Annotated in this window: 18 protein-coding genes; 11 read left to right on the plus strand and 7 right to left on the minus strand. The window is 69.1% G+C overall.

Annotated elements, in window-relative coordinates; genetic code table 11:
• Positions 1 to 276 precede the first annotated feature (276 nt).
• Positions 277 to 726 carry a hypothetical protein gene (locus CQ034_RS08500; protein ID WP_105710695.1) on the plus strand — a complete coding sequence of 150 codons (450 nt, stop codon included), beginning with the start codon at positions 277 to 279 and terminating at the stop codon, positions 724 to 726.
• A 7-nt stretch (positions 727 to 733) separates the two neighbouring features.
• Here the strand turns inward: CQ034_RS08500 and CQ034_RS08505 are convergent, their stop codons facing one another.
• Complete coding sequence (locus CQ034_RS08505; RefSeq protein WP_105710696.1) at positions 734 to 1,342, minus strand: FMN-binding negative transcriptional regulator; 609 nt, start codon at positions 1,340 to 1,342, stop codon at positions 734 to 736.
• Entirely contained in the window at positions 1,342 to 2,295 is a 954-nt protein-coding gene (locus CQ034_RS08510; protein WP_105710697.1) for a DMT family transporter, read from the minus strand. Before CQ034_RS08510 ends, CQ034_RS08505 begins: the two co-directional genes overlap by 1 nt.
• Between CQ034_RS08510 and CQ034_RS08515 the strand changes: the two genes are divergently transcribed.
• Entirely contained in the window at positions 2,294 to 3,700 is a 1,407-nt protein-coding gene (locus CQ034_RS08515) for a PLP-dependent aminotransferase family protein (RefSeq protein ID WP_105710698.1), read from the plus strand. The two genes, CQ034_RS08510 and CQ034_RS08515, sit on opposite strands and share 2 nt — an antisense overlap.
• Positions 3,701 to 3,715: 15 nt before the next feature.
• Here the strand turns inward: CQ034_RS08515 and CQ034_RS08520 are convergent, their stop codons facing one another.
• On the minus strand, positions 3,716 to 5,821 hold the full coding sequence (locus CQ034_RS08520) for an APC family permease (protein ID WP_258134144.1): 2,106 nt from the start codon (positions 5,819 to 5,821) through the stop codon (positions 3,716 to 3,718).
• 83 nt (positions 5,822 to 5,904) lie between these two features.
• Here CQ034_RS08520 and CQ034_RS08525 point away from each other — a divergent pair, with 83 nt between their 5' ends.
• On the plus strand, positions 5,905 to 6,990 hold the full coding sequence (locus CQ034_RS08525; RefSeq protein ID WP_258134145.1) for a VanZ family protein: 1,086 nt from the start codon (positions 5,905 to 5,907) through the stop codon (positions 6,988 to 6,990).
• 60 nt (positions 6,991 to 7,050) lie between these two features.
• Entirely contained in the window at positions 7,051 to 7,785 is a 735-nt protein-coding gene (locus CQ034_RS08530) for a GTP pyrophosphokinase family protein (protein ID WP_105710700.1), read from the plus strand.
• 131 nt (positions 7,786 to 7,916) lie between these two features.
• On the opposite strand, the gene CQ034_RS08535 is transcribed toward CQ034_RS08530, so the two are convergent.
• Positions 7,917 to 8,708: an SDR family NAD(P)-dependent oxidoreductase gene (locus tag CQ034_RS08535; RefSeq protein ID WP_105710701.1), complete on the minus strand. Its 792-nt coding sequence runs from the start codon at positions 8,706 to 8,708 to the stop codon at positions 7,917 to 7,919.
• A gap of 87 nt (positions 8,709 to 8,795) precedes the next feature.
• Here CQ034_RS08535 and CQ034_RS08540 point away from each other — a divergent pair, with 87 nt between their 5' ends.
• On the plus strand, positions 8,796 to 9,296 hold the full coding sequence (locus tag CQ034_RS08540; protein WP_105710702.1) for a MarR family winged helix-turn-helix transcriptional regulator: 501 nt from the start codon (positions 8,796 to 8,798) through the stop codon (positions 9,294 to 9,296).
• A 117-nt stretch (positions 9,297 to 9,413) separates the two neighbouring features.
• Here the strand turns inward: CQ034_RS08540 and CQ034_RS08545 are convergent, their stop codons facing one another.
• From CQ034_RS08545 to CQ034_RS08555, 3 genes are all read right to left on the minus strand, one after another.
• Positions 9,414 to 10,712 (minus strand): D-alanyl-D-alanine carboxypeptidase family protein, encoded by a 1,299-nt coding sequence (locus tag CQ034_RS08545; protein WP_258134146.1) that lies wholly within the window; start codon positions 10,710 to 10,712, stop codon positions 9,414 to 9,416.
• A 328-nt stretch (positions 10,713 to 11,040) separates the two neighbouring features.
• Positions 11,041 to 12,255, minus strand: coding sequence for an amidohydrolase (locus tag CQ034_RS08550; protein ID WP_105710704.1), 1,215 nt, complete (start codon positions 12,253 to 12,255; stop codon positions 11,041 to 11,043).
• 31 nt (positions 12,256 to 12,286) lie between these two features.
• The gene (locus CQ034_RS08555; RefSeq protein WP_105710705.1) at positions 12,287 to 12,931 is read right to left on the minus strand and encodes a TetR/AcrR family transcriptional regulator; all 645 of its coding nucleotides are present in this window, start codon (positions 12,929 to 12,931) and stop codon (positions 12,287 to 12,289) included.
• A 156-nt stretch (positions 12,932 to 13,087) separates the two neighbouring features.
• Between CQ034_RS08555 and CQ034_RS08560 the strand changes: the two genes are divergently transcribed.
• From CQ034_RS08560 to CQ034_RS08585, 6 genes are all read left to right on the plus strand, one after another.
• Positions 13,088 to 14,752, plus strand: a complete 1,665-nt coding sequence (locus CQ034_RS08560) for an ABC transporter substrate-binding protein (RefSeq protein WP_105710706.1) — start codon at positions 13,088 to 13,090, stop codon at positions 14,750 to 14,752.
• A gap of 131 nt (positions 14,753 to 14,883) precedes the next feature.
• Positions 14,884 to 15,708: an ABC transporter ATP-binding protein gene (locus CQ034_RS08565; protein WP_029261471.1), complete on the plus strand. Its 825-nt coding sequence runs from the start codon at positions 14,884 to 14,886 to the stop codon at positions 15,706 to 15,708.
• Entirely contained in the window at positions 15,705 to 16,511 is an 807-nt protein-coding gene (locus CQ034_RS08570) for an ABC transporter ATP-binding protein (protein WP_105710707.1), read from the plus strand. Before CQ034_RS08565 ends, CQ034_RS08570 begins: the two co-directional genes overlap by 4 nt.
• The gene (locus tag CQ034_RS08575) at positions 16,508 to 17,596 is read left to right on the plus strand and encodes an ABC transporter permease (RefSeq protein WP_105710708.1); all 1,089 of its coding nucleotides are present in this window, start codon (positions 16,508 to 16,510) and stop codon (positions 17,594 to 17,596) included. Before CQ034_RS08570 ends, CQ034_RS08575 begins: the two co-directional genes overlap by 4 nt.
• Position 17,597: 1 nt before the next feature.
• Positions 17,598 to 18,725 carry an ABC transporter permease gene (locus tag CQ034_RS08580; protein ID WP_105710709.1) on the plus strand — a complete coding sequence of 376 codons (1,128 nt, stop codon included), beginning with the start codon at positions 17,598 to 17,600 and terminating at the stop codon, positions 18,723 to 18,725.
• A complete protein-coding gene (locus CQ034_RS08585) occupies positions 18,725 to 20,971 on the plus strand; it encodes a glycoside hydrolase family 3 N-terminal domain-containing protein (protein ID WP_181156258.1) in 2,247 nt (748 codons plus the stop codon). Before CQ034_RS08580 ends, CQ034_RS08585 begins: the two co-directional genes overlap by 1 nt.
• Positions 20,972 to 21,117 lie beyond the last annotated feature (146 nt).

The following is a 21,117-nucleotide window of genomic DNA, read 5'->3' on the forward strand; positions in this document are numbered from 1 at the left end:
ACCCCGTGGTGAGCGGGGAGAGGGTGGCGAGTCGGCCCGGATGACCGGGGTCGCGCGAGTTGAAACCGGAGCTAGTCGGTCGCGAGCGAATCCAGGAACGCGCGCGTCTGTGCCGCCAGCTCGGGCGACTGCGTGTGGTGGAGGTAGTGGCCGCCCTCGATCCCGACGACCTCGCCGCGGTCGACACTCGCGGCCTGCGCCTCGTGCAGCTCCCGCCAGCCGGAGACCTCGGGTCACGGCAGGTCGGCGTCGGCACGGACTGGCAGGATGTCGAGCATGAGTGTGATCTACGACTACTTCTCCGCCGCATCCGACGAAGAGGCCGTGAAGGTCCTCGACGTGGAGGGCGGGCCGACCGCGACGGACTCCGGTTTCGACGTCGGAACGCTCGGCGGTATCGATCCCGTCGTGCAGCTCGGCACGCTCGAGGCGCTGCTCACGGGCGCCCCGTACGACGACGTGACCGAAGACCCGCGTGCCGGACACAACCTCGCGATGAGCGAAGACTACGACCGGATCATCATCACGGTGACGGATGCTCTGACATCTGCGCTCGCCGCAGCCGACGACGCGCGCCTGGCCGAGGTGGCCGAGCCGTGGTCGCAGACCGAAGAGCTCGCGGGTGCGGATCCGGCGCAGTTGGCTGCGTTCGCGCGCGACCTCGCCGCTCTCGCGCGCCGTGCCGCCGCATCCGGCCACCACATGTACTGCTGGGCCTGCATCTAGAGGCCGATCACGGTCGCCCCCCGTCGACCCGCCGCATCTCCGACGCGAGCGCGCTGTTCGTCTCGGCGAACCGCGCGGTGATGTTCTCGCGCACCTCGGGCGGCTTGTTCTGGCTGAGCTTGGCGCGCGCATCGAAGCGGGCGACGCGCATCCGCAGGCCGACCGTGCCCTTCGCCGCTCGGCGAGTGCCCGGCTCGTCCTCCGACAGATGCCGGCCGTGCTCCCGTCCGTTCTCGAAGTGGTCGGTCAACTGCGTGAGCATGGCGTAGTTCTCCTCCTCGCTGAGGAGCTCGGGGGTGCCGTAGAGGTGCGCGGTCACGTGGTTCCACGTGGGCAACAGGTCGCCCGGCGCATACAGGCTCGGTGAGACGTAGTCGTGCGGACCCTGGATGATGACGAGCACCTCGTGCCGACCGAGTTCGTGGAGCTGGTCGTCGGGCCGTCCGAAGTGGCTGGCGATCACGATGCCCTCCTCGTCCTCGATGAGCAGCGCAGGGTAGTGCGAGGCGACGAGTCCGGTGCTCGCCGGGGAGACGAACGTCGCCCACGGGTTGCCGCGGATGAGGCGCTTGACCTCGTCGGGGTCGGTCATCAGGTAGCGGGGTGTGTGGCGCATCAGGACTCCTCTTCTCGGGGCGGCCGGTCGGTTCGGGGGCGGTCTTTCAGGCGGGTGCGCACCGCGAGCGCGGCGCAGGCGATGACGGCGAGACCTCCGACGGCGGTGGCCCAGCCGATCGGCTCGTGCAGCAGGAGGGCGGCCCACGCGATGCTCATCACGGGCTGGACGAGCTGGATCTGGCTCACCTGCGCCATCGGTCCGATCGCGAGTCCGCGGTACCAGGCGAAGAATCCGAGGAACATGCTCACGGCGGCGAGGTAGCCGAATGCGAGCCACTGCACGGGGCTCGCTGCGGGCGGCTGCTGGATCGTCGACACCACGGTCAGGACCCCCATGAGGGGAGCGGCGACGATGAGCGCCCATGACACCGTCTGCCAGGAGCCGAGCTCGCGGGCGAGCAGACCGCCCTCCGCATAGCCGATCGCTGCGGCCAGCACGGCACCGAACAGCAGCAGGTCGGCAGCGGTGAGGGAGCCGAGTCCGCCGTTCTGCAGGGCGGCGAACACGACGGCGGCGACCGCGCCGACGATCGCGAAGACCCAGAAGGAGCGGTTCGGGCGCTCGCCGGTGCGGACCACCACGGCGACGGCAGTCGCGGCGGGCAGCAGGCCGACCACGACGGCGCCGTGGCTGGCGGGGGTCGTGGTCATCGCGAAGGAGGTGAGCAGCGGGAATCCGGCCACGACTCCGCCGGCGACGATGGCCAATCGCCACCACTGCACTCGCGTCGGGATGCGCTGCCGTGTCGCGGCCAGGGCGATTCCGGCGAGGAGGGCGGCGACGACCGCGCGCCCTGCGCCGATGAACAGCGGGGAGAGGCCGTCGACGGCGATCCGTGTGAACGGGAGGGTGAACGAGAAGGCGGTGACGCCGAGTAGCCCCCACCAGAGGCCGGCGTGCGTCGATAGCACTGTCGATCGCGGAGCGATAACGCTACTCTCTAATTTCATGAGTCAGGATAGCAGTGACCGGATCGTCGCCGGTGTCCGCGCATGGGTCGCCTCGGCATCTCCGGGGGCGCGCGTGCCGTCGAACCGGGCGCTCATGGCGGAGTACGGGGCGAGCCCGGTGACCGTGCAGAAGGCGATGCAGCAGCTCGTCCGGCTCGGGCTGGTGGAGTCGCGTCCGGGCGCCGGCACGTTCGTCCGCGCGATCCGCCCCGCCCGCTCAGCCGACTACGGCTGGCAGACCGCAGCGCTCGGCACCGCGCCCGCCGGACTCGCGGGCCTGTCGTCCACGCAGCGCACAGTGTCCCCGGAGGCGATCGGGCTCCACTCCGGCTACCCCGCGGTCGAGCTGCTGCCGGAGCGGCTCGTACGGCAGGCGCTCGTGCGTGCCGCACGCACCGATGCGGCGCTGACCCGCTCGCCCGCCGCGGGGCTGCCGGAGCTGCAGGCCTGGTTCGCCGGAGAGCTCGCCGCCACCGCCCCCGCCGGCGTCACACCCGCATCGGCGCGCGATGCTCTCGTCATCTCGGGCAGTCAGAGCGGGCTGAGCTCGATCTTCCGTGCGGTCGTGGGCCCTGGGCAGCCGCTGCTCGTCGAGTCGCCCACCTACTGGGGCGCGCTGCTCGCCGCCGCGCAGGCGGGTGTCGTGCTGGTGCCGATCCCCTCCGGCCCCCAGGGCCCCGATCCGGATGACGTGGAACGGGCGTTCGCGCAGACGGGGGCCCGAGCGTTCTACGCGCAGCCGACGTTCGCCAACCCGACCGGCGCGCAGTGGCCGACCGCGACGGGGGATGCCGTGCTCGAGACCGTTCGCCGGCATGGGGCCTTCCTGATCGAGGACGACTGGGCGCACGACCTGGGGATCGATGCCGAGCCGCGGCCGGTCGCCGCCTCCGACGATGACGGTCATGTCGTGTACCTGCGCTCCCTCACCAAGAGCGCCTCGCCCGCCCTGCGCGTCGCGGCCGTGATCGCCCGGGGACCTGCGCGAGAGCGGATCCTGGCCGACCGCGCGGCGGAGTCCATGTACGTGAGCGGGCTGCTGCAGGCCGCCGCGCTCGACGTGGTCACGCAGCCCGCCTGGCGCACGCACCTGCGCGGGTTCCGCGAGCACCTGCGCGCGCGCCGCGACCTGCTGGTCTCGAGCCTGGCCGAGCACGCCCCGTCGGCGCAGGTCGAGGGCATCCCGGCAGGCGGCCTGAACCTGTGGGTGCGGCTCCCAGAGGGGACGGATGTCGTGCAGGTCGTCCGCGACTGCGAGGTGCAGGGCGTGATCATCGCCCCCGGGTCCGAGTGGTTCCCGGCGGAGCCCTCGGGCTCGTACGTGCGGCTCAACTACGCGAATGCCGACCCCGGCCGCTTCGCCGAGGCCGCCGGCATCCTCGGTTCGGTGCTCGCCGGGGCGTGACGAAAGCCGCGGCGACTACTCCTGCGGCGGACCGGCTGGTCGGTGCGCGCGGCGTCCGTTCACGACCACGGGCCGCCCGGCGCGCTCCTGGCCCGGCAGCGGACGGGAACGGCGGCCGTAGATGAGCTCCGACGAGTCGAGCAGCCAGGGCACGAGGGTGATCGACACCCCGTGCACGAGCATCAGCTGGTTGGCGAGGCGGCGGGCGCGACGGTTGTGCAGGAACGACTCCCACCAGTGCCCCACGATGTACTGCGGCAGGTAGACGGTCACGACGGACGAGCCGTGCTTCTCGCGGTACTGCTTGATGAACTGGGTGACCGGCTGCGCGAACGAGCGGTACGGCGACTCGACGATCACGAGCGGGATGGGCACGAGGTGGTCGGCCCACTCCTGCTGCAGCGCGGCGGCGTCGTCGGAGGCGACGGCCACGTGCACCGCGAGCGTCTTGCCGTGCTTGGCCGCGATCGCATAGTCGATGGCCTTCACGACGGGCTTCTGCAGTCGGTTGACGAGCACGATGGCGAGGTCGCCGGTCGCTCCGAACTTGGTGGTGTCGTCGATCGCGATCTCGTGTTCGACGTCGCGGTAGTACCTCTTCACGCCCAGCATGAGGAACGCGAGGATCGGGATCGCGAAGAACACCAGGTAGGCGCCGTGCGTGAACTTGGTGATCGTCACGATGAGCAGCACGAGCACGGTCATCACAGCACCGGCGGAGTTGATGATGAGGCCGATCTTCGCCGAGCGGCGGTCGGATGCCGATGCTCCGTCGATACCGGATCCTGCCTTGTCCTCCACCGGCCCGCGCAGCACTCGTCGCCAGTGCCGCACCATGCCGATCTGGCCGAGTGAGAACGACACGAACACACCGATGATGTACAGCTGGATCAGGGTGGTCAGCTTCGCCTGGAACACCACGAGCACCGCGATCGCCGCGATGCCGAGCAGGATCATGCCGTTCGAGAACACCAGGCGGTCGCCGCGGGTGTTGAGCGACTTCGGGGCGTAGCCGTCGCGGGCGAGCACGGCGCCCAGCAGGGGGAATCCGTTGAAGGCGGTGTTCGCGGCGAGCAGCAGCACACATGCGGTCGCGGCCTGCACGATGAAGAAGGCGATGCTGCCGCCGCCGAACGTCGCCGAGGCGATCTGCGCCATCAGGCTCGGCTGCGGGTTCGTGCAGTCGAACCCGATCAGGTCGCACGGGTTCTCGGCGTAGTGCACGCCGGTGATGAGGGCGAGCGCGGTGAGCCCGGCGAACAAGCAGGCGGCGATCGACCCCATCAGCACGAGGGTCGACTGGGCGTTGCGCACCTTGGGCGCCCGGAAGGCGGGCACCCCGTTCGACACGGCCTCGACGCCGGTGAGGGCGGAGCAACCGCTCGAGAACGCGCGCAGGATCAGCAGGATCACGGCCGCCTGGCCGAGACTCTCGGCCTGCACGGAGAAGTCCGCACTCGAGGCGACGGGGGCGTCGCCCAGGAACGTGCGGATCAGGCCGGTGACGATCATGATGCCGACCGAGGCGATGAAGACATACGTCGGGATCGCGAAGACGAGAGACGCCTCGCGAACCCCGCGCAGGTTCACGACGATGATGAGGATCACGAAGCCGACCGCGAGTTCCACGCGGAACGGGTCGAGGCCGGGCACCGCCGAGATGATGTTGTCGACGCCGGATGCGACCGACACGGCCACGGTCAGCACGTAGTCGACCAGGAGCGCCGCGGCGACGATCACGCCGGGGATCTCGCCGAGGTTCTTCGACGCGACCTCGTAGTCGCCGCCGCCCGAGGGGTAGGCCTTGATGAGCTGCCGGTAGCTGAGCACGACGACGATGAGCAGCACCACGACCGAGATCGCGACGAGCGGCGTGAAGGAGAGGAAGGTGAGCCCGCCGATCAGCAGGATCATCACGAGTTCCTGCGGCGCGTAGGCCACGGAGCTCAGCGCGTCCGACGCGAAGATCGGCAGTGCCATGCGCTTGGGGAGCAGCTGGTCGTCGACCTGCTGGCTCGTCAGCGGTTCCCCGATGATGATGCGCTTCGCGCGCGGGGGCGCGTCCGCGCTCTCCCTGTTTTCGTTGGACACGTCCGGCGACACTACGCCTGCTGACGGCATCCTCACGCGATCCTCACGGAATCCCTACGGTCGGATGCGGGTCCCTCACGGAATCCTTACGGGCGAAGCTACACTGGCACGCTGTGGAAGATCAGGTGCTGCTCGGGTTCATCGCCATCGCGATCGGAGTGGCTTTCGGCATCCTCCTGTTCGTGCCGTTCGTGGCGATCAGTTACCGGCGGCGCGGTCGGCTCGGCCTCGGGCGCACGCTGCTCTGGTTGTCGGCCCTGATCTACTTCTGGGCGATCTGGACGTACACCCTGCTTCCCCTGCCCGACCCGGATACGATCCGCTGCGTCGGGGCGATCACCGATCCGATGTCGGTCGTGCGCGACGTGCAGAAGGCATTCGCGGCGCCGGGCAACCCGCTGCGGCAGCCGGCCCTGCTGCAGCTGGTGTTCAACGTGCTGCTGTTCCTCCCACTCGGCTTCTTCGTGCGGGTCCTCGCCGGTCGCGGCATCCTGGTGGCGCTCGCCGCCGGATTCGGACTGTCGCTGCTGATCGAGACGACGCAGCTGACCGGGGTGTGGGGTGTCTACCCCTGCGCGTATCGCTTCTTCGACGTGGGTGATCTGATGACGAACACCCTCGGTGCAGTCGTCGGCTGCACCCTCGCTCTCGTCGTCCCGCGGTCGCTGCGCGGCGCGGAGGCGCGCCCTGACGCCGACCTTCCCCGTCCTGTCACCCGCGGTCGCCGCGCCCTCGCGATGCTGTGCGACTTCCTCGCCTACGGATTCCTGAGCGTGGGCGCCGGCGTGACCGTGCAGGTCTGGCTCGAGTTCGTCGTGAAGGACCGTGCGGCGGTGCTCGACGGCACTCTCTCTTCCGCGGCGGCCACGATCGTCCCGTCCGCACTGTTCCTGGTGCTGATCCTGATCGGCGGGCGTTCGATCGGCGACGTCGCCGTGCAGCTCCGCTACACGGGATCGCGTCTGCCGGCACCGTTCGCGCGCCTCCTGCGCTGGGCGGGCGGCATCGGAGGGATCAGCGCTCTTCAGCTGCCCGGCGGGATCTTCGGATTCGCGGCGGCCGTGCTGTTCCTCGTCGCGGTCGTCCTGCTGTTCACGACCCGCTCCGGGCGCGGCCTGCCCGGCGTCCTCTCCGGGCAACAGCTGGTCGATGCGCGGGCGGACGTCGCAGCCCCGCGCCCCGGAGCCCGCCGCATGTGAGTCGTGAGGACATCGCGCATCCACAGCGGTTTCCGATCACGAACGCGTAACGTCGATGCCATGTCGACCGTTCACGTCACCGAGGACACGATCAACCAGGCCCGCGTGCTGCGTGACGAGCTGCAGCGGTTCCTGCGCGAGTACGAGTTCGGGATGCGCGAGGTCGAGACGAAGATCTCGATCCTCCGCGACGAGTTCACGCACGACCACGCGTACAACCCGATCGAGCATGTGAAGAGCCGACTGAAGTCGCCGGACAGCATCGTCGAGAAGATCGCCCGCAAGGGAATCGACGAGCCCGACTTCGACCGCATCCGCGCCGAGATCACCGACATCGCCGGCGTGCGCGTGACCTGCAGCTTCGTCGCCGACGTCTACCGCCTGTTCGACCTGCTCACCGCGCAGGACGACGTCACGGTGCGCACCGTCAAGGACTACATCGCGCACCCGAAGGCCAACGGCTACAAGAGCCTGCACGCGATCATCGAGGTGCCCGTGTTCCTGTCGACCGGCGCGCTGTCGGTGCCGGTCGAGGTGCAGTTCCGCACGATCGCGATGGACTTCTGGGCCAGCCTCGAGCACAAGATCTACTACAAGTTCTCGAACCAGGTGCCCTCGCACCTCGTCGACAGCCTGTCCGACGCCGCGGATGCCGCCTCCGAGCTCGACAGCCGCATGGAGCGCCTGCATCGTGAGGCGCACGGCGTGCCTCAGCGCCAGCTCGCCCCGCCGCCGCCCCCGGCGCCGCGCTCTGCTCCGCCCGCGCCTATCGACCCGCGGGTCGTCGGGGTCTAGCCGACGGCGCCGGCTCGCGTCGTCACTGCTCGCGTCTGCTGCGGCCAATCGCACTTCCCTCGTACGTTTCGTGGCACGACGGCCGACGGGAGTGCGATTCACCGACGGGAGTGGGACCCGCGCCGGGCGACTCAGAGGATCGTCGTGAGCGTCCCGCCGTCGGCGCGCAGCGCGGCCCCGTTCGTCGCCGAGGAGCGTGGGCTCGCCAGGTACGACGCCAGGTGCGCGATCTCCTCCGGCTCGATGAACCGCTCCAGCAGGGACGTGGTGTTGCGCGCGGCGATGGCCTGCTTGAGGTCGGCCGGATCCATGCCCTGTGCGCGGGCGATCTGCTCCACGGCGCGCGCGACACCCTGCGAGTAGGTGGGGCCGCCGACGATGCTGTTGACGGTCACGCTCGTGCCGCGCGTCGACTTGGCCAGGCCGTTCGCGAGGGCGAGCATGGCCGCCTTGGTCGCGCCGTAGTGCGTCATGTCGGCGGGGACGTCGATCCCCGACTCGCTCGACACGAAGAGGATCCGCCCCCAGCCGCGGGCGAGCATCCCGTCGAGCACGTGACGGGAGAGGCGGACCCCGCTCATGACGTTCACGTCGAAGTACCGCTGCCATTCGTCGTCCGAGATGTCGGTGAACGGCCGCACGTCGAAGATGCCGACGTTGTTGACGAGGATGTCGATCTCGCCGAGCCGACCGATGAGGTGCCGCACCTGCTCGGCGTCGGCGAAGTCTGCGGCGATCCCGGTGACGTCCGCGCCGGGGAGAAGGGCGCGCAGGGCATCGACTGCGGTGCGCAGGCGCTGCTCATCCCGCCCGTTGATGACCACGGCGGCGCCGGCGCGGACGAGCCCGGCCGCGATCGCGTATCCGATTCCCTCGGTCGATCCGCTGACGAACGCGCGCTTGCCGGTGAGTTCGAGTTCCATGTGTCTCCTCCGTGTAGTGACTTTCCTGAGCAAGTCAAAATCACTTTCCCGGTCAAGTCAAATCGCGTGAAGCGATACGCTGTGAGGATGACGACGAACGGCGCGATCCCGCCGCTGACGGGCGAAGAACTCGAGACCTGGTCGGCGGTGGCGACGGTGCTCGAGTGGCTACCGGCGGTGCTCGACGCCCAGCTCCAGCGCGATGCGCAGGTCACGCATTTCGAGTACGGCGTGCTCTTTGCACTCGCCCATGCCGAGGAGGGCCGGCTGCGGATGAGCGTGCTGTCCTCGTACGCGAACAGCACGCTGTCACGGCTGTCCCGTGCGGCCACGCGTCTGGAGGGTAAGGGATGGATGCGGCGCACCCCCGACCCGAGCGACGGCCGATTCACACTCGCGCACATCACCGACAGTGGGCGCGCCAAGGTCGACGAGGCGGCGCCCGGTCACGCGGAGCTCGTGCGCGATCTGGTCCTCGACCGGCTCACAGCAGCTCAGCGTCGGCAACTACAGGAGATCTCCCGCCGCATCGCCGGCGGCCTCCGAGACGAGGGTGGATGGCGCCCGCCCTCTCCCGACGCGGCCTGAGGCCTGCGGTCCCGGCGCGCTGGCCGCGGCCAGGCGCACTTCCCGCGGCCGTTTCGCCCCAGAAAGGCCGAGGGAAGCGCGATTCACCGACCGAAGCGCGACGCCCGGGTGCGCCGCTCAGCCGAGCTCGGACGGGTGGGTGAGCCGCCACCACTCGGACGGTGCGTCGACACTCCCCTTGATCGCGACCGGGGCGGTGACGGTGTGCGGTCCGGCGGTCCAGGTGACGCTGCCGACGACCGAGCCGTCGCGGTAGGTCGGCGGGGTCTCGATGTCCATCGTCGCGATGATCGGGGTGTCCGACCAGGTGAAGATCGCCGCATCCTCGCCGATGACCAGCTGCGCGGTGGAGCCCCAAGGCGTCGAGATCGTGCCGACCTCGTGTCCGGTTGTCGCGACCGGCACCTCATGGAAGCCGGTACGGATGCTGTCCAGGGTGGCGAGCACGCTGCCGTTCACGGACTCGCGCGTCGGTCCTCCGAGGATGACGCCGGTCACCGCGAGCGGTTCGGCGGTGCCCACGACGAGAGTCGCGGTGTACAGCAGGCTGTACGTGCCGTGGCCCAGGGTGCCCGTCTTCAGCCCCGTGATCCCGCTCGTTCCGAGCAGGCCGTTGGTGTTGTGCAGCTGGCCGGCGCCGGGGAGGGAGATCGATGAGGTCGCGACGATCTGAGCGATGGTCGGATTCGCCGCGGCCAGCTTCCCGATGGCCAGGAGGTCGGCAGTCGTGCTCGTATTGCGCGGGCTGATGCCGGTGGGCTCGGTGATCGTGGTGCCCGTCAAGCCGTGGGCGGAGAGCCAATCGCGAGTCGCGCCGAGGAACGCGTTCTGTGATCCGAAGATCCGGGAGGACAGTGCCTCGGCGTAGTTGCTCGCCGACGGGATCAGCATGGTCGCGAGGGCATCATGCAGCGACATCGACGTGCCCGTGGGCATGGGGGCGATGGTCGCGCCCTGCACGTAGTACCTGTCGTAGAGGTCGTGGTCGGCCTTGCTGAAGGTGATCGTGGGCCCGGGGTCGTCGGCGGAGGCGAGTGGGACGGCGTCGAGGATCACCAGTGCGGTGATGAGTTTGGTGATGCTCGCGATGGGAAGCGGATCGCCGGTCCCGCTCGACGACCAGATTCCGCTCGCCCCCTCACCCAGGTATTCGTCCGCGCCGGAGATGCTGATCGCCGAGGCGGACGCGGGAACCGCGGCGAGGGCCGCAGCGCCGCCGACCGGGACCGGCGGGACCTGTGTGGTCACGGCCGGCGGGTTCACCGGCGCGGTGAGAGCCCACGCGACGTACCCTCCGGTCGCAGCCAGCAGCAGCACCACGCAGGCGGCGGTGATGAGAAGTCCCCGGCGTCGGCGTCGCCTGTGGGCCTCCGGATCGAGATCACGAGGGGAGGCGAACTCCTGCTCGCGGGTCATCAAATCTGCGAAGTCGGAGAGATCGTCCGTGGGTTGATTCGGCGCAGTCAACGACAGGGCCCGTCACCGATGGCGTACGGCATGAGCACGAGGTACCTCCAGGAAAGTCCGCTCCGACCTCGAGGCAGAGCCCTTCCGAGGAACCATAAGGTCATCATGGCCGACATCCGACACCCCCGCCATCGGCCATTCGGGGGACATCCGCTCACGCGCGCCGCGCCGGCCACGGAGATCCGCACTGCCGTCGGCCATTTCCCGCCCGAAAGTGCGACGGAAGCGCATTTCTCCGACGGGAGCGCGACCCCCGCAGCCGAGCCGAGCCCGCGGTCTAGCCGAGGAACTCCCGCGCTGCGGCCGACAGCGCCGTCACGCCGACCTCGATCGTCGGGTGGATCTCCGGGGCGAAGAAGGGGGAGTGGTTGGTCGGGATGTCCTTCTCCAGGCGCCCGACCGCGCTCGCCTCCGCGAAACGGACCGGGTCGATGCCGCCCCAGAACCAGAACACCAGCGGCGCTCCGGCATCCCGCGCGAACCACGAGACGTCCTCGCTGCCGGTGAACATGCCGGGGTCGATGACGGATGCTTCGCCGAGGGCACGCTGCAGAGCCGCGGTGACCCGCGCCGTGGCATCCTCGTCGTTGATCGTGGCGGGGAGGGTGTGGTCGGTGCGGATCTCGGGCTCGCGCTCGGCACCGGAGGCCGCGGCTTCGGCGCGCACGATGCGCTCGACGCTCGCGAGCACCTTCTCGCGCGCCTCCTCGTTCGGGTAGCGCAGACTGAGTTCGAGCTTCGCCTCCGCGGGGATGATGTTGTTCTTGAGCCCGGCGTGGATCGAGCCGACCGTCACGACGGCTACGCCCTGCGGGTCGATCTCGCGCGAGGTGATGGTCTGCAGGCGCATGACGGTCGCCGCGGCCATGACCACCGGGTCGATCGTGGCGTGCGGGCGGGAACCGTGTCCGCCGCGTCCGTGCAGTGTCACGGTCAGTCCGTCGGATGCCGCCATCTGGGTGCCGCTGCGCACGCCGATGATGCCGGCGGGCAGCGGGGTCACGTGCTGCCCGAGCACGATGTCGGGCTTCGGGTAGCGGTCGAGGATGCCGGCGTCGAGCATCGCCCGCGCGCCAGCGCCGTACTCCTCGGCCGGTTGGATCGCCACGACGAGGGTGCCCGACCACTGGTCGCGTTCGGCGACGAGCTTCTCGACGGCGCCGATCATGGCGGTGACGTGCATGTCGTGGCCACAGGCGTGCATGACCGGAACCGTCGTCCCCGCAGGGTCGACGCCGTGTGCGGTGCTGGCGTACGCGAGCCCGGTCTGCTCCTCGACCGGCAGCGCGTCCATGTCGGCGCGCGCCCACACGACTGGCCCGTCGCCGTTGCGCAGCACGCCGATGACGCCGGTGACGCCCACACCTTCTTCGACCTCGAGACCGAGATCGCGCAGGTGCTGGGCGGCGATGCCGGCGGTGCGCGTCTCCTGGAACGAGAGCTCCGGATGCTGATGCAGGTCGATGTACAGCGCTTCGAGGTCGATCGTCATGGCCCGAGCCTAGCGGTGGCGCCCGGTGGGATCAGGGGTGGCTGTACGTCGACAGCTCGGGCCCGGGATGCAGCACCGCGTTCACGATCGCCCGGATCGCGAACTCGCTCGCCCCGCCCAGCTCGACGGTCCCGGGGTGGAGGAGCCACTGCAGCTGCAGCCCGTCCATCACGGCGAGGATCGCGGCCGCCGCGTCGGCGATCGTGTCGGGATCGCGCACGCCCTCCTGAGCGCACAGCTCGTGGAAGGCGGCGGTGACCTCGCGCCGAAGTGTCGTGTACCGGTCCTCGAAGTACTCGCGTCCGGGGTGGTCGTCGGTCACGGATTCCGACGAGAGCACGGTGTACGCCTGCACGATGCCGGGGCGCCGCTCGTTCGCATACGCCGTGCGCACCAGGTGCAGGAAGAGCTCGGGGCCGCCGGGGATGTGCTTCTCGGCGAGTTCGGCGACGTCTGTCTGGTCGCGGTACGAGAGCACCTCGAGCAGCAGCTTCTGCTTCGACCCGAAGTGATGGAGCACCCCGGCATGGGTGATCCCGACCTGGTCGGCGACGTCGGCGAGGGTGCCGTTGGTCGAGCCCTTGTTGCCGAAGATCTCGACCGCCGCCTTGAGGATCTGCTCGCGTTTCGCGAGGGTCGCCGGGCGCACGCGGACGGTCTGGTCACTGTCTGCCATCGCGGCCTCCTCTCTCTCGCAAGCCGTGCTTGCGATCCAACTTACTCCTCGGTAACCTCACGGAAGCTTACTTTCTCGACAGTAAGCAAATCACGACGGCCGGCGGACCCCCATCCACCGGCGACACAGCACAACGACCGTGCCCAAGGAGAAGCAATGAAGCTCAGAAAGTCTCTGATCGCGGCGACCGCGATCACCGCCCTCGGAATCTCGGCCCTCGCCGGATGCTCCGCCGGAGGGAACGACGACTCCGGCAGTGCTGCCGGCGGCGCCGCCCTCACGATCGCGAAGCCCGACGGCGCGATCACCACTGAATCCAACAACCCGTTCGTCGGCGACTCGTCCGCCTCGAAGTACGGCTACGGCAAGGTGATCTTCGAGACCCTCGCCCTCGTGAACCAGACCGGCGACCGCGGAGTCACCCCCTGGCTCGCCGAGAGCATCGAGTGGAACGACGACTACACCGTCCTCACGGTCGTGCCGCGCAAGGATGTCACCTGGAGCGACGGCGAGCCGTTCACCGCCGACGACATCGTCTACTCGTACGAGCTCGCCTCCACGCCCGCGCTCGACACGGCCGGCCTCCAGCTCGACAGCGCCGTCGTCGAGGGTGACAACGTCGTGCTGACCTTCGCCGCGTCGAAGTACGTCAACCAGGCCCGCGCCCTGCACGTGCCGATCGTCCCGAAGCACATCTGGGAGAACCTCGACGACCCGGCCACGAACCCCGTCAAGGGCGACGACCTGGTCGGCACCGGTCCCTACGTGCTGTCGAACTGGTCGACCGAGTCGGTCACCCTCGACGCCCGCGACGACTACTGGGGCGGCGACCTCTCGGTGCCCCAGCTGCACTACGTCTCGTACGGCGACAACACCGCGCTGACCACCGCTCTCGCAAACGGTGACGCCGACTGGGCGCAGGCGTTCATCCCACAGATCGAGGAGCAGTTCCTGTCGGTCGACCCCGAGCACAACAAGTTCTGGGCAGCTCCCACCACCGGCTCGGCGACGCTGTTCATGAACCTGCAGCAGAAGCCGTTCGACGACCCGGCCTTCCGCCAGGCGCTCGCCTGGGTGATCGACCGCGACGCCTACGTCGACATCGCCCGCGAGGGTGCCAGCGAGGCCGTCTGGTCGGTGACCGGACTGTCGTCGATCCTCGAAGACGAGATCCAGCCCGAATTCAAGGATGTGGACTACTCGGTCGATGCCGAGAAGGCCCGCGACCTGCTCGAGACCGCCGGCTACACCTGGAAGGACGACGCGCTGATCGACCCCGACGGTGCGCCCGTCTCGTTCACGCTCTCGGTCCCCTCGGGGTGGAGCGACTGGAACACCGCGCAGGAGCTCATCGCCGAAGACGTGACCGATGCCATCGGCGCCGAGGTCAAGATCGACATGCCCGACTGGGGCGGCTGGGCGGACCCGCGCGACAACGGCACCTTCTCCGCGATCATCCACTGGCTCGAGGACAGCGGCACGGCCTACGGCCTCTACACCTCGACCATGGACCCGCGCTGGATCTCGGACGGCAAGGCCGGCTTCAACTTCGGCCGCTTCGACGACCCCGAGGCGACGGCCGCGCTGAACTCGTACGCCAACGCCTCGTCCGACGAGGAGCGCACCGCGGCACTCGACACGCTGCAGACGATCTTCGCCGAGCAGGTGCCGGCCATCCCGCTGGGCGCGCACCCGCTGCTGGGCGAGTTCAACACCCGCAACTACGTGGGCTGGCCGTCGGAGGAGGACCCCTACGCCTCTGCCGACCCGACGCAGCAGAACATCGTGCAGATCCTCACGAAGCTCAAGCCCGCCGAGTAAGCACCATCCTGCGGCGCGTTTCGTCTCGCTTCGCTCGCTCAACGACCGGACACCCCATCGGTCGTTGAGCGAGGAGCGGAGCGACGAGACGAAACGCGCCGCGGGGACGCCCCACCCGAAGGACACCCCCCATGCCAGACCCCCTGCTCAGCGTGCGCGACTTCTCGGTCGTGTACGACGTCGATCCGCCCGTCGAGGCAGTGAAGAACGTCACCCTCGAACTGCAGCGCGGCGAGATCCTCGGACTCGCCGGCGAGAGCGGATGCGGCAAGACCACGCTCGCCTACGGAGTGCAGCGCCTGCTGCGCGCGCCCGCCGTCATCACCAGCGGCAGCGTCACCTTCCACGATGCGACCGGCGTCGACATCGACATCAATGCGCTCGACGTCGATGCCATGCAGCGGTTCCGCTGGGACAAGGTGTCGATGGTGTTCCAGGGGGCGATGAACGCGCTGAACCCGGTCGCGACCATCGGCTCGCAGCTGGAGGACGTGTTCGAGATCCACCGCCCCGACATGAACCGCAAGCAGCGCCGGGCCGAGGCCGAGGAGCTGCTCGAGATCGTGAAGGTCGGCCGCCAGCGCATCCGCTCCTTCCCCCACGAGCTGTCCGGCGGCATGCGTCAGCGCGTGATGATCGCGATGGCCCTCGCCCTGCGGCCCCAGCTCATGGTGATGGACGAGCCGACCACCGCGCTCGACGTGCTGGTGCAGCGGGAGATACTGAAGCAGATCTCGCAGCTGCGGCACGAGTTCGGCTTCTCGGTGATCTTCATCACCCACGACCTCCCGCTCCTCCTGGAGATCAGCGACCGGATCGCGATCATGCGCGAGGGCGAGATCATCGAGCTCGCGACCGCCGAGCGCATCTGGACCCAGCCCGAGCACGAGTACACGAAGACGCTGCTGTCGTCGTTCCCCCGGTTGACCGGGGAGAGAGGGGTGCTGGTGCGATGACCACCCTCGAATTCCGACAGGTGACCAAGGCGTACAACGTCCGCGGCGCCGGCCAGATCAAGGCGCTCGATGACGTGAGCTTCACCCTCACCTCGGGCCAGACGATCGGCCTGGTCGGGCAATCCGGCAGCGGCAAGTCCACGATCGCGAAGATCCTCACCCAGCTCGAGACCCCGACCAGCGGCGAGGTGCTGCTCGACGGCACGCCGATTCCCCGTCGCGGCAAAGGGCTGCGGAAGTACCGGCAGCAGCTGCGCATGGTGTTCCAGGACCCGTTCGCCTCGCTCAACCCGTACCACTCGATCCGGTATCACCTGGAGCGCCCGATCCGGCTTGACGACGTGGTGCCGAAGAAGGAGACCGAGAACGAGGTGCGCCGGCTCCTCGACCGCGTGCGGCTGGATGCGGATGCCGTGATCGACCGCCGCCCGCACGAGCTCTCCGGCGGGCAGCGGCAGCGCGTGGCGATCGCCCGCGCACTCGCTTCGCGCCCCTCGCTCCTGGTCGCCGACGAGCCCGTCTCGATGCTCGACGTCTCCATCCGGCTCGGTGTGCTGAACCTGCTCGCCGACCTGCAGCGCGAGGAGGGGCTCGGCGTGCTCTACATCACGCACGACCTGGCGACCGCCCGCCACTTCAGCGACGAGATCATGGTCCTCAACCAGGGCCGCGTCGTGGAGTACGGCGCCGCCGACGACGTGATCCTCAACCCGCAGGACCCGTACACGCGCGAACTGCGATCGGCTTCCCCCGACCCGGACAAGTTCTTCGCACAGGCAGCATCGACCGGAGGCGCACTGTGAGCACCGCGTTCCCCCAGCTCGACGACGGCGACCTCGTCGCGCGCGACGCCCTCGAGGTCGGCACCACCGCGACCACGGCCGAGCGCGGAAGCCGCAAGGTCCCGTGGCGCTTCTTCGCCGGACGCGCGGGCTTCTACCTCTTCACCCTGTGGGCGGCCATCACGATCAACTTCTTCCTGCCGCGCCTCATGAAGGGCGACGCGGTCAGCTCCTACCTCGCGCGCAACCGCAGCGTGAGCCCCGAGGCCGAGGAAGCGCTGCGCATCCTGCTCGGCATCGACACCGACAAGTCGATCTGGCAGCAGTACATCGAGTACTGGGGGATGCTGCTGCGCGGCGACCTCGGCATCTCGACGCTGCACGGCCTGCGCCCGGTCGCCGAGGTGCTCGCCGCGGCCCTGCCGTGGACGCTGGGACTCGTCGGCATCGCGACGATCATCTCGTTCACGATCGGCACGGTCGCGGGTGCGATCGTGGGGTGGAAGCGCGGCAGCAGGCTCGACGCGATCATCCCCGTCACGACGTTCTTCAACACCATCCCGTACTTCTGGCTCGGGCTCATCGCGATCGCGATCTTCTCGTCGACCCTGAAGTGGTTCCCCTCCTCGCACGCCTACGACAAGGGGCAGTCCCCGGAGTGGAGCTTCGACTTCATCGGCCAGGTGATCATGCACGGCACTCTGCCGGCGCTGACCATCGTGGTCGCGTCGCTCGGCGGCTGGGTGCTCGGCATGCGCAACATGATGCTGACCGTGCTCGACGACGACTACATCACGGTCGCGCAGGCGAAGGGCATGCCCAACAAGCGGGTGCTCTGGGGTTATGCCGCCCGCAACGCGGTGCTGCCGCAGATCCAGAGCTTCGCGCTGTCGATCGGCTTCATCGTCGGCGGCACGATCGTGATGGAGATGGTGTTCAGCTATCCGGGTGTCGGCAAGCTGCTGCTCGATGCGACCAACGCCAAGGACTTCGCCCTCATGCAGGGCGTGTTCCTCGTGATCACGCTGTCGGTGCTCGTGGCCAACATCCTCGCGGATGTCGTCTACGCCTACCTCGACCCGCGCACGCGCCAGATGGAGTCCTGACATGACCGTTCCCACCACCGCAGCGAGCACCGCGCCCGACGGATCGGCCGTCGTCTCCGGCATGCCCGAGACCGCCACTCTGCGCACCCCGCCGAGCGATGCGCCGCCGCGCAAGACGTTCTGGTCGCAGCTCGCCCAGGCGTTCGCGATGTTCCGCAATCCCAAGTCGATCGCCGGGCTCATCATCCTCGGGGTGTTCGTGCTCGTCGCGATCCTCGCGCCCTGGATCGCCCCCTACGGGCCGACCCAGAAGGACCGCACGGCGCTCCGCCAGCCGCCCTCCTGGGAGCACTGGCTGGGCACGACGCACATGGGAGAGGACGTGCTGAGCCAGATCATCTACGGCACCCGCGGCGTGATCGTCGTCGGCTTCCTCGCCGCCTTCATCGCCACGATCATCGCCATCACGATCGGTGTGATCGCCGGCTACGTGCGCGGATGGAAGAGCGAGTCGCTCTCGGCGCTGACCAACGTGTTCCTGGTGATCCCCGGCATCCCGCTCATCATCATCATCGCGTCGCAGTTCGAGAACCCGCCGCTGATCGTGATCGCCGCGGTGCTCGGGCTCACCGGGTGGGCGTGGGGTGCGCGCGTGCTGCGTGCCCAGACGATGTCGCTGCGCAACCGCGACTTCATCCAAGCTGCCCGGGCCAACGGAGAGCCGCTGCGCCGGATCATCACCGTCGAGATGCTGCCGAACCTCATGGCGCTCATCGCCTCGAGCTTCGTCGGCACCGTGACGGCGGCCATCCTCGGTCTCACGACCCTGGCCTTCATCGGCGTGATCCCGGTGAGCAACCTCAACTGGGGCACCATCCTGTTCTGGGCGCAGCAGAACGGCGCGTTCCCGCGGCTGTGGTGGTGGTACGTGCCCGCCGGGCTGTGCATCGCCATCATCGGCGTCGCGCTCTCGCTGATCAACTTCGGCATCGACGAGTACGTCAACCCGCGGCTGCGCTCGGCCGGAGAGCGCGCCAGGGCGATGAAGAAGAAGGGGTTGAACGTGAACGACGCCGTCACGGCCGTCCGCAGCGTGCCCCTGCCGCAGAAGAGCGCCGATCCCGTAACGTCGGCGGCCTCGCCCGACACCTCCGACTCCTCGAAGACCTCGACCCAGAACACGAAGTGATGACCTCTCAGACCCTGACCACCGTTCTTCCCTACCAGGACCCCGCGCTCTCGATCCCCGAGCGCGTGGCCGACCTCCTCAGCCGGATGACGCTCGAGGAGAAGGTCGGGCAGATGCTGCAGCTCGACGCGCGCGACGACCTCGACGACCACATCGCCCGGCGTCACGCCGGCTCGATCCTGCACACCTCGCCCGAGCGCATCCTGCAGGCCAACGAGCTGACGGCGCAGACCCGGCTCCGCATCCCGCTGCTCGTGGCGGAGGACTGCATTCACGGGCACTCGTTCTGGCCGGGAGCCACGATCTACCCGACCCAGCTGGGCATGGCCGCGTCGTGGGATGCCGACCTGCTCGAGCGCGTCGCCCGCGCGACGGCCGAGGAGGTGGCGATCACCGGCATCCACTGGACCTTCTCGCCCGTGCTGTGCATCGCCCGCGACCTGCGCTGGGGTCGCATCAGTGAGACCTTCGGCGAAGACCCGTTCCTGATCGGCGAGCTGGCATCGGCGATGGTGCGCGGTTACCAGGGCGACGGCCTCGACGACCCCACCGCGATCCTCGCGACCGCCAAGCACTTCGCCGGATACTCCGAGACCCAGGGCGGGCGCGATGCGAGCGAGGCCGACATCTCGCGCCGCAAGCTGCGCTCGTGGTTCCTGCCGCCGTTCGAGCGCGTCGCCCGCGAGGGATGCCGCACGTTCATGCTCGGCTACCAGACCACCGACGGCGTGCCGATCACGACGAACGACTGGCTGCTCAGCGACGTGCTGCGTGGCGAGTGGGGGTACACCGGCACGCTCATCACCGACTGGGACAATGTCGGACGCATGGTGTGGGAGCAGCGGATCCAGCCCGACATCACGCACGCGGCCGCGGCAGCTGTGCGGGCGGGCAATGACATGATCATGACGACGCCCGCCTTCTTTGAGGGAGCGTTGGATGCCGTCGCGAAGGGCATGCTCGCCGAGGACGCCTTCGACGCCGCAGCCGCCCGCATCCTCACGCTCAAGTTCGAGCTCGGACTCTTCGAGAACCCCCGGTTGCCGGGGACCGAGCTGGATGCCGTGGTGGGCAGCGCCGCGCATGCCGAGCTGAACCTCGAGACGGCTCGCCGCTCGCTCGTGCTGCTCGAGAACGACGGGGTGCTGCCGCTCGACCCCGTGGCGCCGCTGAAGGTCGCGGTCACCGGGCCGCTCGCCGACGACGCGCAGACGCAGCTCGGCGACTGGGCCGGCGGCTCGGGTCAGGCCGGGTGGCTCGACGGACAGCCGCGGGAGATGATCGCGACGGTGCTCGACGGTCTGCAGGCGATCGACGGCTGGACCGTCACCCACGCTCGCGGTGCCGACATCCTCACGCTCGAGGAAGACCCCAAGGGCCCGTTCTTCCCCGACAAGCAGCCGCGGCCGCCGGTGGTCAAGGCCTGCGAGCCGGATGCGGAGCTGATCGCGGAAGCCGTGGCGGCGGCATCCGTCTCCGACGTGGTCGTGGCGGTCGTGGGTGACCGGATCGAGCTCGTCGGCGAAGGCCGCTCGACCGCGACGCTCGAGCTGATTGGCGGACAGAACGCGCTGATCGACGCCCTCATCGCGACCGGGAAGCCCGTCGTCATCGTGCTGCTCGCCTCGAAGCCGCTCGTGCTGCCGGCATCCGCGTCCCGGGCTGCCGCCGTGATCTGGGCGGCCAACCCGGGCATGCAGGGTGGCCGTGCGCTCGCCGAGATCATCTCAGGGGCCGTCGAGCCGTCGGGCCGGCTGCCGATCTCGTTCGCCCGGCACGTCGGCCAGCAGCCGACGTACTACAACCAGATCCGCGGACAGCACGGCGACCGCTACGCCGATCTCACGCAGTCGCCCGCCTGGGCGTTCGGCGAGGGGCTGTCGTACACCACGGTGGAGTACTCCGACCTGGAGCTGGAGGCGACCTCCCTGGGGGAGTCCGACACGATCGTCGGCCATGTCACGGTGTCGAACACCGGCACGCGGCCGGTGCGCGAGACGTTGCAGGTGTACGTGCGCGACTCCGTCACGAGTGTCAGCTGGACCGACAAGGAGCTGAAGACCTACCGCCAGATCGACATCGCTCCGGGGGAGTCCGCCCGCGTGCGCGTGGAGCTTCCGGTCGCCGACTGCTCGATCGTGGACGCTGCCGGCAACCGCATCGTCGAGGAGGGCGCGTTCGAGCTGCTGGTGGGTCCGAGCTCGCGCGACGAGGTGCTCCTCTCCGCCGACTTCGAGGTGCGCTGACCCGGCGGCGCTCCTCGCCGGGACTCGCTCGAAAGCGCACGGCTTCAAGAACTATGCAGGCCCGCATACTGAGGGCCGAAGAGCAGAAGGCGGAACATGAACCCTCATCAACTACAACAGTCAGTCGGAGGCAGCCGGGGTCTTGC

Origin of the sequence: Microbacterium sp. MYb45, assembly GCF_002979655.1 — a bacterium.
In the GTDB taxonomy this organism is placed as follows: domain Bacteria; phylum Actinomycetota; class Actinomycetes; order Actinomycetales; family Microbacteriaceae; genus Microbacterium.